Below are 13,364 nucleotides of genomic sequence, written 5' to 3'. Positions count from 1 at the left end.
TCATGCTTCGGCCGCAGCCACCCGGTTGCGGCCGGCATGTTTAGCCCGGTACAGGGCCCGGTCGGCGGCCCGGAACAGATCGCCAAACTCGGTACAGCTCTCTGGCCAGCAGGCCACCCCGACCGACACCGTCAGGTGTTCAGGCACCGCACACCCCTCCCCCGCCGGCTCACTGGCAACCGCTCGCCGCAGGGCCTCTGCACGTTCGGTAGCCTCGGCAGACGTAGCTCCCGGCAGCAGCACAGCAAACTCCTCACCGCCATACCGGCAAACGGTATCGCTACCCCGGAAATGCCGTGCCAGCACCCGGCTGAGCATTTTCAGGGCTTCGTCTCCGGCTTCGTGGCCGTAGGTATCGTTAAAGCGTTTGAAATGGTCAATATCCAGCATCAGCAAACTCAGGCTTCGCCCGCTGCGCCGGGAAACTTCCTGTTCATGGCGGAACAGTTCATCAAAATGCCGGCGGTTTTTAAGGCCCGTCAGTCCGTCCTCGTAAGAGAAACGCTGTAATTCTTCCCTGAGCGCCAGGCCAGACAGCGTAATCCCGAGCTTCTCCACCGACTGGTAAACCCAGGCCACAACCCGCACCGTGCCATAACCCTTGAGGCTCTCAGGCAATCTGGGATGGGCCAGTAACAGCACGCCCTCCGGGCTGTCGCCGGTCAGCCCGGGTTCTACCCTGAGCAAAAAGCATAACGGGTCGGGTAACGCCTGGCTGCGCAATGGCAGCGTGGTCTCCTTCAATGAAGGCAGCCCCCTGTCGAGACTCGCCGGAAAGGCGCTCTCGGCCGCCGGCCCCCATATTGCTTCACGCACATAGCCGCCGTCTGGCCTGCGGCGGTAGAAACTGCCGGCCATCGGCATGTAAAGCCCTGGCAGGGCGCGGACCAGCAGCCCAAAGGCTTGCTCCAGTGCCTCGCAGTCCTGGATTCCGGAGATCAGATCCGCCAATTTCTGGCTTTTCCGGCTCTCCAGGGCCAGCAGGCGGGAGCGCGCCGCTTCCCGCTCTGCCAGGGCCTCGGCCCGGGCCGTGCGTTCGGCCACTTTTTGCTCCAGGTGCACCGTCATCTGCTGCAGTGCTTGTTGGGTGCGGCTGAAATGCCACACGGAAATGCTGACCACCGCGAGGGCAAAGGCCAGTGCACCCCAGCTTGCCGGTACCAACCAGCCCCAGGGCAGGAAACCGTGTGCCACCGCCATATCGGCAATCAGCAACACCGCGAATAACCCGCAAGCTACCAGCAGGATTTGTTGCTCCCGGTACAACACCCGGAACCGGAGCGCCGCAGAACCCACCAGCAGCAACAGCGACACCAGCAGCAAGCCGTCAAACACCGGAAAGGCAGACGACAGGTTGATCAGCCCCGACAACGACGCCAGCAGCGCCAGCACCGCAAACCCCAGATGGAATTTCCAGAGCCAGCCCAGTACAGCCGGGCTCTGGTGGTCCAGCCACTGCTGCAGCAACAAAGCCAGGGTAACCGGAACCAGGAAATAGGAACCCGCCGCCAGGTAGTCCCAAAGCAGTGGCTGGTAGGCAATCAACAAACTGGCGGGGGTTTCCGCCACCAGCATGGTCGAGGTCACCAGGGAGAACAGGGCAATACTGGCAAAACCCATCGGTCCGCGCTGGATACTGGCAAAAATCAGGGCCAGGAGGGCAATCAGTCCGCAAATGGTGGCAATCACCAGGCTTTTCGCCGAGCGGCTGACCAGGTGCAGCACCAGGTCCGGGTGGTCGAGAATGGCCACCTCGCCCCACAGCCCGATATCGGTGTAATTGGAAAAGACCCGGAAATACACCGTCTCGCCTTCGTAGTTCTCCGGCAGGGGTATTTCGTGCCAGGGCCAGCCTTCAAACCGGCCCCGGCCCTGTTCATCAAAGGTGCCATACTGATAGAGCAGCTCGCCCTGAAACCAGGCCTGCACAATGATATCCACGCTGTATATGTAGAGCATGGGGGAAAACCACTCGCCTTCCGGCAGGGTTACCCGGAACCACGCGTGCTCGCGGCCGGCCCGGTCGGGAGGATTGGAGGGAAAACCAATGTCGTGCCACTGCCCCGGTTCGTCTTGCACAATCCATTGCGGAGTGCCATCGGGCATCAGGGGTGAATCCCCCCAGCGGTATTGCCAGCCTTCATCCACCGGCTGCATGGCAGCCTGACCGATTAACGGCAGACACAGCAGCACAAAGCTGGCCAGGAAAGCTAGAAGCGAGAATCGATTGGCCGCACGCAAGATTAAACCTGCTTATATGAATTGTTCAGGCAGTATAGACCGTAACCAACCGCGACAGAACCCGCTTAGCCTGAGCCTTTTTGTCGCAGGGTGAACAGGGCCAGCAGGGCCGACACCACCATCAGGAACAGCGCCACCGCATTGAGAACCGGTGTCGAACCTTCCCGCAGGCGATTGAACAGCGCCACGGTGAGCGGCGTATCGCTGCCGGTGAGCATCACGGTAGTGTTGAAGTTTTCGAAGGACATCAGGAACGCCATGGCGGCCGCGCCCAGAATGGACGGCAGCAACCAGGGCAAGGTAACGGTAAACCAGGCCACCAGCGGCGTTGCTCCCAGGTTCAGGGCGGCTTCCTCCAGTTGCCGGTCAAACTTTCGCAACCGGGCGCCGATCACCAGGGTAGCCAGGGTGGTGATAAAGGTCACCTGACCCATCACCACCAGGGGCATACCAGGCCGGAACACATCCAGTTCGATACCCCACAGCCGCGACACTTCATTGGCGGTGCCGCTGTAGAACACCAGGATGGACACGCCCAGAATGACCCCGGGAATCACTAGCGGCAACAGCATTAACAGATACAGGAATTCCTTACCCCGGAACTGCAAGCGCTCGAACAGCACAGCATTCACGCAACCCAGCGCCACACTGGCCAGGGTGACCCAGAAGGCGATCTTGGTGCTGACCCAGAGAGCGCCGAGCAAACTGTCATCGTGAAACAGCCCGGTACGCCCCTCACTGCCATCGGCCAGGTACCAGTCCAGGGTAAATCCCTGCCAGGGCAATGACGGAAAGGGCGAGTCGTTGAAGGCAAACACGGTCGTTACCAGCAGCGGCAGGGCCAGGTACACAAAGAACGCCACCAGGTAGCCCAGGTAGAGGGCATCAAACAACCGGGACCGGGGCACGGAACGGATCATGGCATCACCCCATCACCTTGCGCAGGGACTGGCCGGTCAGTTTCAGGCCAAGCCACACCATCAGTGATGACAACACCAGCAGCAATACCCCCAGTGCGGCACCCTGCTCCCAGTTAAAGCGGGTAATAAACTGGGTGAAAATCTGCTCGGTAAACCAGGCGCTGTCCTTGCCGCCCATCAGTATCGGTGTCAGGTAACTGCCGAGGGTGAGCATGAACACCACGATACAGCCGGAAACAATGCCGGGCATGGCCCAGGGAATAACCACCTCCCGCAGCACGGTGGCGTGGCCACCGCCCAGATCGTAGCCGGCTTCCACCAGGTTCTCGTCCATACCATCCAGGGTGGTTACCAGGGGTACCACCATAAACAGCAGGCCGTTGTAGACCAGGCCAATGATCACCGCCACATCATTGTAGAGCATCTCCACCGGGCCATCGACCCAACCCAGCGCCTGCAGCCAGGAGCTGAACAGGCCACTCTCCCGCAACAGGATCATCCAGCCGTAAGTACGTACTAACTCACTGGCCCAGAACGGGATCAGGCAAGCCAGGAACAGGATGCCCTTGCTCCGGCCCCGGGCGAGGCGGGCAATGTACCAGGCAATGGGGAAGGCGATCAGCAGGGTCAGAAAGGTGGTGAACAGAGACATCACCCCGGTACGTACAAAGGTACGCCAGTAATAGGACTCACTGAAAAAGTTCTGGTACTGCTGCAGCCCCCAGGCCAGGGTGTCCCAGCTTTCCCGCACCTGAAACGACACGCGCAGCATCTGCAGGTGCGGCACCAGAACCAGCAACACAATCCAGAGCAGAAACGGCGTTAACAGCAACCAGAGGGACAAACGGCTGGCAGAGGCATTCACGACTGACCGGCTCCGTAGACCCGCGCCAGTTTCGGATCCCAGGCCAGGCGGATCTCCGCGCCGGTTGTCAGGCGCGGTGCCGTGCCATCCTGCGGCAGGCGGGCAAACACCGGCTGGCCGCCGTTTTCTGCCTCAACCCGGCTGTTAGCACCGTCAAACAGGGTGGTCAGTACCTTCGCCTGCATGGCACTGAAACCGTCTTTCAGGGCCTCACCGGTGAACATCAGGGATTCCGGGCGCACATACAACTCGGCCCGGTCACCGCTGGACAGCCCGTTGGCGGCAACCCGGCCCCGAACCACTTCGCCGTTATCCAGCCGGATATCGGCCATGTTGTCCGCCAGGGTGACGACCTCTCCGGAGAGCCGGTTGTTATCCCCCACAAACCCCGCCACAAAGGGTGTGGCGGGTTCCCGGTACAGCTCCTCCGGCGGCGCCACCTGTTCAAAGCGGCCGCTTTTCATTACCGCCACCTGGTCCGACATCACCATGGCCTCGGACTGGTCGTGGGTGATGTAAACAAAGGTGGTGCCGAACTGCTTCTGCAGGTGCTTCAGCTCCACCTTCATCTGTTCCCGTAACTTCAGGTCCAGCGCACCAAGCGGCTCATCCAGCAACAGCAGGGTGGGCTCCAGCACCAGGCAACGGGCCAAAGCCACCCTCTGGCGCTGGCCGCCGGAGAGTTCCTGCGGGTTACGGTGCTCCAGCCCGGGCAGGCCCACCTGCTCCAGCACCCGGGCAATGCGCTTGCGGCGCTCGGCCACGGGCACCTTTCGGCGTTTCAGGCCATAGCCGATGTTGTCGCCGACGGTCATGGTGGGAAACAGTGCCAGGTGCTGGAACACCATGTTCACCGGGCGTTTGTTGGGCGGCACGTCATTCATGCGCTGGCCGCGGATGAAGATATCGCCCTCATCCGGCTTGTCGAAGCCCGCCAGCAACCGCAGCAGGGTGGTCTTGCCGCAGCCGGAAGGCCCCAGAATGGAGAAGAAGGTGCCGGCCGGCACATCCAGCGAGATGTGATCCACCGCTGCGGTTTTGCCAAAGCGGCGGATCAGCCCGTTACAGGACAGGTCAGACTCTGTTGCCATAGGGATCAGTTGGCAGCCTGGACGCGATCCAGCACCTGCCCTTCCATGGCTTCCAGCCCCGGCGGTACCGGCGGATACCATTTGATGTTGTTGATGGCTTCGTCATCAAAGCTCAGGCGATAGGCATCCCAGGCCATGGCGGCGGTCACTTCACCGGTGCGCAGCAGCGACAGCAGTTGGTCGCCGCCGGTCCAGTAGGTTTTCACGTTGGCCTTGCAGTCGATCAGCTTGTCTTCCACTTTCGCCATGATGGACTGGTACTCGTCGCGATCGTTATAGGCAGCAAACGGGTCCATACCCATGGCGAAGGCAAAGCCCATCAGCGTCGGGCGCTTGAGTCGGTAACTGACCTTGCCGGCCACGGCCGGGTCACACAGGTCGGTGTAGTCGGTGACGGTGTCTGCCACCGAGTTGTGTACGATCAGACCACTGGTGCCCCAGACAGACGGCACCCCGAAGGATTGGCCGTTCAGGGCTGTCGATTCTTGCGTCGCCTTGACCATTGACGGCTGCAGCTGATCGGTATTAACCCGGCTGTAGTCGATGGGCTTGTAGATATTGAACTGGCGCTGCACGCCCACAATGCGGTCCTGGCTGGGCTGGGCCAGGTCAAAGCCGGCACCGCCGGTGGCCCGCAGCTTGGAGATCATGTCTTCGTTGTTGGACAGGGTAATTTGCACATCAATGCCGGTCTCTTCTTCGAACTGGGCCACCACCTCATCCGGGGCGTAGCCACCCCAGGTGATCAGTCGAAGTTCTTCAGCAGAAGGTTACCGGAGGCGGTCGTGGCGGCCAGCAGGGTGGCCAGTGCTGATATCCGTGTCTTGCGCAGTGCCATGGTCGTTCATTCCCCTGAAACAGTGTTATGCGGTTTCGCTAACGTTTTGTTATCAGGAAGTTATAGACCATGTATTTCAGTTTTGTGAAACCCGGATACAAAAACGGAGGCCAGGGCCTCCGTTTTCCGGGTTCGGAATGCCTTACCGCTTACTGACCGGACTTCAGCATTTCCCAGTACTTGGCGTACACCTGAAGCGCCTCGTCACCAATGTCGGTCTGGAACTCGGCATTGATCATGTCAGTGGCGTTCGGGTAGCTGGCGCGGTCATTCGCCACAGAGTCATCCAGCAGTTCCCGGGCATCCAGGTTCGGGGTGGCGTAGCCGATCTCTTCACTGATCAGGGCAGAGATTTCCGGCTGCAGCACAAAGCTGATGAACTGGTGGGCCGCTTCCGGGTTCCTGGCGTTCTTGGGAATCACGAAGCTGTCCAGCCAGGCGATGATGCCCTCTTCCGGATACACGTATTCCAGGGACTCCAGGGTGTCACGACCCATCACGGCTTCACCGTTCCAGATCATGCCCACGTCGGTTTCACCTTCCAGGTACGGCATGCGCGGGGCATCGGAGTTGAAGGTGCGTACAGACGGCATCAGCTCGGTCAGCTTCTCGTAGGCTTCCTCGATTTCCTGGGGGTCGGTGCTGTTACCGGAGTAACCCAGTACCCGCAGGCCTACGTGGAACACTTCCCGCATGTCGTTGGTCAGCATCACCCGGCCTTCAAAGCGCTCATCCCACAGGTCGGCCCAGGCAGTCACTTCGCCTTCTACATCGGCGGTGTCCACGGCAATGCCGGTGGTACCCCACAGGAAGGGTACGCTGTATTCATTGTCCGGGTCGATATCCAGGTTGACCAGTTCCGGGTCAAGCTGGTCGAAGCCTTCGATCTTGCTGCGGTCGATGGCCATCAGCAAGTCTTCCTGGCGCATCTTGCTCACGTAGTAGGTAGACGGCACGGCCAGGTCATAGGCGGCGCTCTCGTCCAGCAGCTTCAGCCGGGCGTACATGGCTTCGTTGCTGTCGTAGGTGGTGTATACCACCTGGATACCGGTTTCCTCGGTGAAGCGGTCCAGAACTTCCTGGGGCATGTACTCGGACCAGTTGTACAGGTTCAGTACCTGCGGCTCCTCGGAACCACTGCAGCCCGCCAGGCCCAGTGCCAGCGCGCCGGCCAGTGCCAGTTTCTTCATCGTTTGCTCCTTAACAGTATCCATTGAGACAAGATCAACATGACCAGTGAAAACACCAGCAACAGTGTGCCCAGGGCGTTCACCTCGGGTTTCAGGCCTACCCGCACCATGGAATAGATGCGCAAAGGCAGAATTTCGTAACTCGGACCACTGACAAAGGTGCTGACCACCACATCATCCAGTGACAGTGTAAACCCCAGCAGCCAGCCTGCCAGTAATGCCGGCATGATCACCGGGATCAGTACGGTGCGGGTCATGGTGAAATCGGTCGCTCCAAGGTCCCGAGCCGCTTCCGGCAGGCGCTCGTCAAAGCCGCTCAGGCGCGCCATCACGGTAATCACCACAAACGGCAGGCAGAAGGTTACGTGGGCCAATAGCAGGGACACATAACCCAGCTGCAGCCCCACAAGCAGGAACAGGGCCAGCAGGGAGATGGCCAGCACAATCTCCGGCGACATCATCACGATAAACAACATGCCATTGAGCACTTTCTTGCCCCGGAACCGGTAGCGGTGCAGGGCCAGGGCGGTGAGCGCACCAATCAGGGTAGACACCGTAGCCGCAGACAGCGCCAGCCACAGGGAATTCCACATGGCCTGCACCATGGCCCGGTTGTTGAACAGGGCCTCATACCAGCGCAGGCTCAGGCCACCCCACTCGTAGCCGGTGCGGGATTCGTTGAACGAGAACACCACCAGCACCACGATGGGCACGTACAGCAGCAGGTACACCAGGGTCAGGTAGGTGCGGGGCAACCAGCGGTTCATACGCCATCCTCCCCGATCCGCCGTTTACTCAGCCGGTGGGCGAACATCAGGAACGCCATGGCCAGGGTCAGCACAATGCTGGCGGCCGCACCGAAGGGCCAGTTGCGGGCGTCCAGGAACTGGTTCTTGATCACGTTACCTACCAGCAGGTTGCGGGAGCCCCCCAGAATGTCCGGCACAAAGAACAGCCCCATGGCCGGCAACAATACCAGCATCACACCCGCCAGCACGCCGGGCAGGGTCAGCGGCACAATTACGTGGATGAAGGTAGACAGCCGTCCGGCGCCCAGATCGTGGGAGGCCCGCAAATAGTCTTCCCGCAAATCATCAAATACCGCGTACAGCGGCAGGATCATGAACGGCAGCAGCAGGTACACCAGCCCGACAATTACAGCACCCTCGGTGTAGAGCATCTTCAGGGGCTCTTCAATCAGGCCCAGGGACATCAGGGCGTTGTTGAGCAAGCCGTTGGTGGCCAGCAGCAATTTCAGGGCGTAGGTACGCACCAGCGAATTGGTCCAGAAGGGCACAATCAGCAGGAAGATCAGTAACACCTGGCGCTGTTTGGGCACCTTCGACAACGCCCAGGCAAAGGGATAGCCAATCAACAGGCAGATCAGCGTGGTCATGGCGGCCATGTACAGGGAATGCAGGAACACATCCAGGTACAGGGGGTTCAGCAACTGCCGGTAGGCATCCAGGTTCAGGGGCAGCGATATGAATGAGCCCGGGTCCCGGGTCATCACACTGGCACCCACCACCAGCAGGTTGGGGGTGAACACCAGGAACAGCAGCCAGCCCCACACCAGCACCAGCACCGCCGCACGGAACGGCTGCTGCCTGACGCTACCCATCAATCGGCTCTTCTTCAGTAATATCAGTGTGTTCTTCCGGCAACAGCCATTCCCAGCCGTCTACCCAGCTGACTTTCACCGGCTCGCCCAGTCGGTAATCAAAGGTGGGGTCGTCTTCATCGAAGAATTCCGATGCCAGCACTTCGGTGCCATCGCTCAGGTGGATGACCGAATCCAGGGTGCTGCCCTTGTAGTTACGCTCCACCACCTTGCCGGCCACACCGTCTTCATCATCCGGCGCCAGTACCCGGATATCTTCGGGGCGCAGCAACACGTGCAGGCCCTGCCCTTCTGTGACCGGGAAGTCGGGTTTACGGAAGGTGCGCTTCAGGCCGAACACGTCCACGGTGATGGTGTCATCGCCGTTGGCGGCATCCACCCGGCCCGGGAAGAAGTTGGTTTCGCCCACAAAGCGGGCGGTAAACAGGTTGGCGGGGCGTTCATAGACCTCGCGGGGAGTGCCCAGCTGCTGGATATGGCCGTCTTTCAGCACCACCACCCGGTCGGACATCGACAGCGCTTCTTCCTGGTCGTGGGTGACGAACACAAAGGTAATGCCCAGCTCCCGCTGCAGCCGCTTGAGCTCCACCTGCATGGTGCGACGCAGCTTGAAGTCCAGGGCAGACAGGGGTTCGTCCAGCAGCAACATTTTCGGCCGCTTTACCACCGCCCGGGCAATCGCAACCCGCTGCTGCTGGCCGCCCGAAAGCTGATGCGGTTTACGCCTGGCAAAGTCTTCCAGCTGCACCATGGCCAGGGCTTCTTCTACCCGCTGGCGGATTTCCTCTTTTGGCCGTTTCTCCATCTTCAGGCCATAGGCCACGTTGTCGAATACCGACATATGGGGGAACAGCGCGTAGTTCTGGAACACCGTATTCAGCGGACGATGCTCCGGCGGCGTGTGGGTCAGGTCCTGCCCGCCAAGGGTGATGGACCCTTCATCCGGGTGCTCGAAACCCGCCATCATCCGCAGCAGGGTGGTTTTTCCGCAACCGGACGGCCCTAACAAGGTAATGAACTCGCCATCGAAGATCTCGAGATCCAGCGAATCCAGTACTTTCTTGCCGTCAAATTGCTTGGTGAGATTGCTCAGAGATAGCAGTGTCTGTTTCATCGGCCCTGCCCAAGGTTTGAGCGGCGTATTTTTCCAGAAACAGCCCCGAACAGAAAGAGGCGCGAGGGTTTCGGATTACCCTCACGCCTTTTTTGTTCCAGCCTGCTGAAACGGATACTTACTGATCAGCCACGCTGTTCAGGTAAGCCTTGTCGGAAATGTTAGTCCACTTGCGCACGCCCGCCAGGTATTCACGGATAGACGTGATGATTTCCCGGGCCAGCGGATCCTTCTCGGCTTCCTCTTCGAGCAACCGGTGAGTGGTCTCGCGCAGGGCTTCAATCACTTCCGGCGGGAACACCTTGTGGGTTACCTCCGGATAGTCTTTCTGCATGCGGTTCCAGGCATCGGCGCTGTCGTTGGTGCTCTTGGCATACATATCATAGGCAGCGGTGCGCATGGCTACCCGCAGGATTTCCTGCAGGTCTTCCGGCAGTTTGTTCCAGGTTTTCTGGTTAACCAGGAACTGTACTTCTGCGCCCGGCTCCTGCCAGCCGGAGTAGTAGTACTTGGCAATCTGGTGGAAGCCCATGGGGAAGTCCAGGGCCGGTGCTACCCATTCCAACGCATCAATGGTGCCACGATCCAGTGCCGTGTAGAGCTCACCCGGCGGCAGGTTGGTCACCGACACGCCCAGTTCTGCCATCACCTCGCCGGCAAAGCCCGGGGTACGCATTTTCAGGCCCTTGAGGTCTTCCAGGGAATTGATTTCCTTGTTGAACCAGCCGCCCATCTGGTTACCGGTGTTACCACCCGGGAACGACAGCAGGCCGTAGGGTTCATACACCTTCTGCATCAGCTCCATGCCGCCACCGTAGTAGAACCAGGCATACTGCTCGGGAGCCAGCATACCGAACGGCACGGTGGTGAAATACATGGCGTTGGGGATGGAGCCTTTGTAGTAATAAGAGGCGGTGTGGCCCATGTCGTACTGGCCGTTACGCACCATGTCGAAGATGCCGAAAGGCGCCTTGTGCTTGTTGGCAGAATCAATGCGAACATCAATCCGGCCGGCAGACATCTTCTCCACCATGTCTTCGAAGTGCTTGGTGGTCTCGCCCAGAATGGGGGAATTCGGGCCCCAGGTTTCAGCCAGGCGCAGGGTATATTTCTCGGCCAGGGCCGACGAACTGAAGGCCGCCACAGCAACCGCTGTTGCCGCCAGGAGTGTTTTACGGATGTGCATGGTGTTGGCTTCCGTTATTGTGTTGTTGGTCTGAACTGTTCAGGGAACGGTAAAATATGATACCTGCGGCAGCCCCCTACGCCAATCCGGCGCCGTCATGTAAACGACTTGCAGCTGTGCCACACTGACCGCTGACCGAGTGCACAATCAGGACGAGCACCATGAAGCACCTGTTTCTTATCCGCCACGCCAAATCCAGCTGGGCCGATGAAGGCCTGGCCGACCGGGATCGCCCGCTGAACAACCGGGGCGAGCAGCAGCTTCAGCCTCTGGGCAAGGCCCTTCAGCGGCTGGAAGTATTCCAGTCCAGCGACGTCTTTGCCAGCGATGCAACCAGGGCCCGGCAAACCGCCCGGGGCATTCTGCCGGCGGACTTCCCCTCAGACCGGTTTCATATAGACCCGGGCCTCTATACGTTCGACTTCAAACGTCTTCTGGAGTGGCTGAAAAAGCTGGACGACAGCATTGAACGCGTTGTTGTCATCGGTCATAACCCGGCGTTACAGGAACTGGCCGACTGGCTGGCGAAACACGCGCCGATGGCCCTGCCCACCGCCAGCTTCCTGCACATACGCCTGCCGGGTAAGCACTGGCGCAAGCTCGACAAAAACTCCGGCACACTGGAACACTTCCTCACACCCAGAAATTACAGTTACCGGGAATTCGAACGCAAACACCGGAACCCGATAAAGCGACCAGCGCCAGGCGCCATTACCGACCTTCCGGCTACCCTGCAGCTTCAGGCTGAGCGCCTGAAACAACTGGAGCCGGGCGTGATACTCGGGCTGGATGACGAATTCCTGCACCAGTACCGCATTGCCCTGCGCCGCAGCCGGGCCCTGGCCGAAGCCATTGCTGAAGTAAGCGGCACCACCCGACTGCGCCCGGCCGTTGCCCAACTCAAGCGGCATGCCCGGGCAACCGGCCGGCTGCGGGACCTGCACGTATTCCTGGCCGAATTGCCTACGCTGTGTCCGGAGAACCCGGAGCTACGTGCGGCACTGGAAACCTGGGCCGGAAGCAAGGCCGCCACCCGCCAGAAACGCCTGGCCAAACGCCTCGGCAGCGTCCGCTACCGCAACAGCCTGCACAGCTGGGAAAGCGAAATAGACTCCGGCAAATTTCGTAAACTGGTATCTGGCCTCAGTGGCGGAGACATCCGCAAGGCCATTCTGAAACGGCTGCGGAGTTTCAACCGGGGGACGGCAGAACTGCTGCATACCGCTCCGGATGAAGATTTCCACAAGCTGCGCAAGCAACTCAAACGTATACGCTATTTAATGGAGCTGGACCCGGGGGCGAGAAAGCAGGACCTGAAAACCCTCAGAAAGCGGCAAGACCTTTACGGCCGTTTCCAGGACCTGCACATACAGCTGGAACTGCTGGAACAGTTCCGGAAAGAGGCCCCGGAAACCCTGCCGGAGGCGGTTGCCGGGATCATTGACTTGATCGGGCAGGAAAAAGCCGACACCCGCCGCCAGATTCTGGCTATGGGCGGGCTCGGCCTGGGCTGAGCTGGAATCAGATACGCACCATGCGGGCTTCAAGCAACAGGTTGGGGCCCAGCTTGGCCACCTTGACCTGCTCCGGGTTCAGGCCCAGGTCTTCCAGGGTCTCATGGATGTCGTCCAGGGCTTCGTTCCGGGGTGCCGCCAGCAGCAGTTCCCGAACCGATTCCAGGACCATCTTCACCGGCACGGTCATAAAGTAAACCGAGATCACCAGCATCATCACCGGGTCGGCATACACCGCCAGTTCTGACCACTGGCTGCGCTCAAGCATCCAGGCAGCCGCAAAGCCGATCATGACGGCGGCACTCAGAGCGCTGTCCATCAGCCACTGGCGTTGTTCGGCTTTCACCAGCCCCGAATCATTGCGGAAACTCGACCAGCGCAGGTAAACCCACACCGCCAGGCAGCCCACCACGTTCACTGCACCAAAAATCATCGCCATATCCGCAGCAACGGCCCGGCCACCCTGAAGCAGCGACACCACGGCAGAGGCCAGTGACAGCACACACACCAACCCGATCACCAGGCCTTTCACGGCAATCACCAGCGGCTCCACCGCACCCATTCCGAACGGATAGTCTTCATTGGCGGGCCGGCGCACCAGGCGGGCGGCATAGAGTGACAGCAGCGACAGACCCAGACTGATCAGGGAATAAGCACCGTCAAAGAGAATAACCAGGGAATCGACCCAAAGGCCCCAGGTAATGCCGGCGAGGGCAAACAGGCCCGCACCCACGGCAGATAACGTCAGCGCCAGATTTTCCCGCGCCAGAGAAGTAAACATTTT

Annotated in this window: 11 protein-coding genes and 1 pseudogene; 1 reads left to right on the top strand and 11 read right to left on the bottom strand. The window is 60.1% G+C overall.

From position 1 onward, the window contains the following. From H3Z84_RS13700 to H3Z84_RS13655, 10 genes and pseudogenes are all read right to left on the bottom strand, one after another. Positions 1-2,241 (bottom strand): sensor domain-containing diguanylate cyclase, encoded by a 2,241-nt coding sequence (locus tag H3Z84_RS13700; protein ID WP_228285856.1) that lies wholly within the window; start codon positions 2,239-2,241, stop codon positions 1-3. Between the two features lie 65 nt (positions 2,242-2,306). Beyond that, positions 2,307-3,161: an ABC transporter permease gene (locus H3Z84_RS13695; RefSeq protein WP_199457831.1), complete on the bottom strand. Its 855-nt coding sequence runs from the start codon at positions 3,159-3,161 to the stop codon at positions 2,307-2,309. A gap of 4 nt (positions 3,162-3,165) precedes the next feature. Beyond that, complete coding sequence (locus tag H3Z84_RS13690; protein ID WP_199457830.1) at positions 3,166-4,026, bottom strand: ABC transporter permease; 861 nt, start codon at positions 4,024-4,026, stop codon at positions 3,166-3,168. Continuing rightward, on the bottom strand, positions 4,023-5,117 hold the full coding sequence (locus H3Z84_RS13685) for an ABC transporter ATP-binding protein (protein ID WP_199457829.1): 1,095 nt from the start codon (positions 5,115-5,117) through the stop codon (positions 4,023-4,025). Before H3Z84_RS13685 ends, H3Z84_RS13690 begins: the two co-directional genes overlap by 4 nt. A 5-nt stretch (positions 5,118-5,122) precedes the next feature. Further along, a pseudogene (locus H3Z84_RS13680) lies at positions 5,123-5,955 on the bottom strand (extracellular solute-binding protein). A 149-nt stretch (positions 5,956-6,104) separates the two neighbouring features. Then, a complete protein-coding gene (locus H3Z84_RS13675) occupies positions 6,105-7,145 on the bottom strand; it encodes an extracellular solute-binding protein (protein ID WP_199457828.1) in 1,041 nt (346 codons plus the stop codon). Further along, entirely contained in the window at positions 7,142-7,912 is a 771-nt protein-coding gene (gene potC / locus H3Z84_RS13670) for a spermidine/putrescine ABC transporter permease PotC (RefSeq protein WP_199457827.1), read from the bottom strand. Before potC ends, H3Z84_RS13675 begins: the two co-directional genes overlap by 4 nt. Further along, on the bottom strand, positions 7,909-8,766 hold the full coding sequence (gene potB, locus H3Z84_RS13665; protein WP_022990626.1) for a spermidine/putrescine ABC transporter permease PotB: 858 nt from the start codon (positions 8,764-8,766) through the stop codon (positions 7,909-7,911). The genes potC and potB overlap by 4 nt, the downstream gene beginning before the upstream one ends. Continuing rightward, positions 8,759-9,880, bottom strand: coding sequence for a spermidine/putrescine ABC transporter ATP-binding protein PotA (potA, locus tag H3Z84_RS13660; RefSeq protein ID WP_199457826.1), 1,122 nt, complete (start codon positions 9,878-9,880; stop codon positions 8,759-8,761). The genes potB and potA overlap by 8 nt, the downstream gene beginning before the upstream one ends. Positions 9,881-9,998: 118 nt before the next feature. Then, positions 9,999-11,066, bottom strand: coding sequence for a TRAP transporter substrate-binding protein (locus H3Z84_RS13655; RefSeq protein WP_199457825.1), 1,068 nt, complete (start codon positions 11,064-11,066; stop codon positions 9,999-10,001). A 161-nt stretch (positions 11,067-11,227) separates the two neighbouring features. On the opposite strand from H3Z84_RS13655, the gene H3Z84_RS13650 reads away from it, so the two are divergent. Further along, positions 11,228-12,580, top strand: a complete 1,353-nt coding sequence (locus H3Z84_RS13650; RefSeq protein WP_199457824.1) for a CHAD domain-containing protein — start codon at positions 11,228-11,230, stop codon at positions 12,578-12,580. 7 nt (positions 12,581-12,587) lie between these two features. Here H3Z84_RS13650 and H3Z84_RS13645 read toward each other — a convergent pair whose 3' ends face one another. Further along, positions 12,588-13,361 carry a cation diffusion facilitator family transporter gene (locus H3Z84_RS13645; RefSeq protein WP_058342346.1) on the bottom strand — a complete coding sequence of 258 codons (774 nt, stop codon included), beginning with the start codon at positions 13,359-13,361 and terminating at the stop codon, positions 12,588-12,590. Positions 13,362-13,364 lie beyond the last annotated feature (3 nt).

Origin of the sequence: Marinobacter sp. bablab_jr003 (assembly GCF_016464245.1) — a bacterium.
GTDB lineage: Bacteria > Pseudomonadota > Gammaproteobacteria > Pseudomonadales > Oleiphilaceae > Marinobacter > Marinobacter vinifirmus.
Note: the sequence above shows the minus strand (reverse complement) of the source record. Positions and strands in the feature narration are given on the sequence as shown.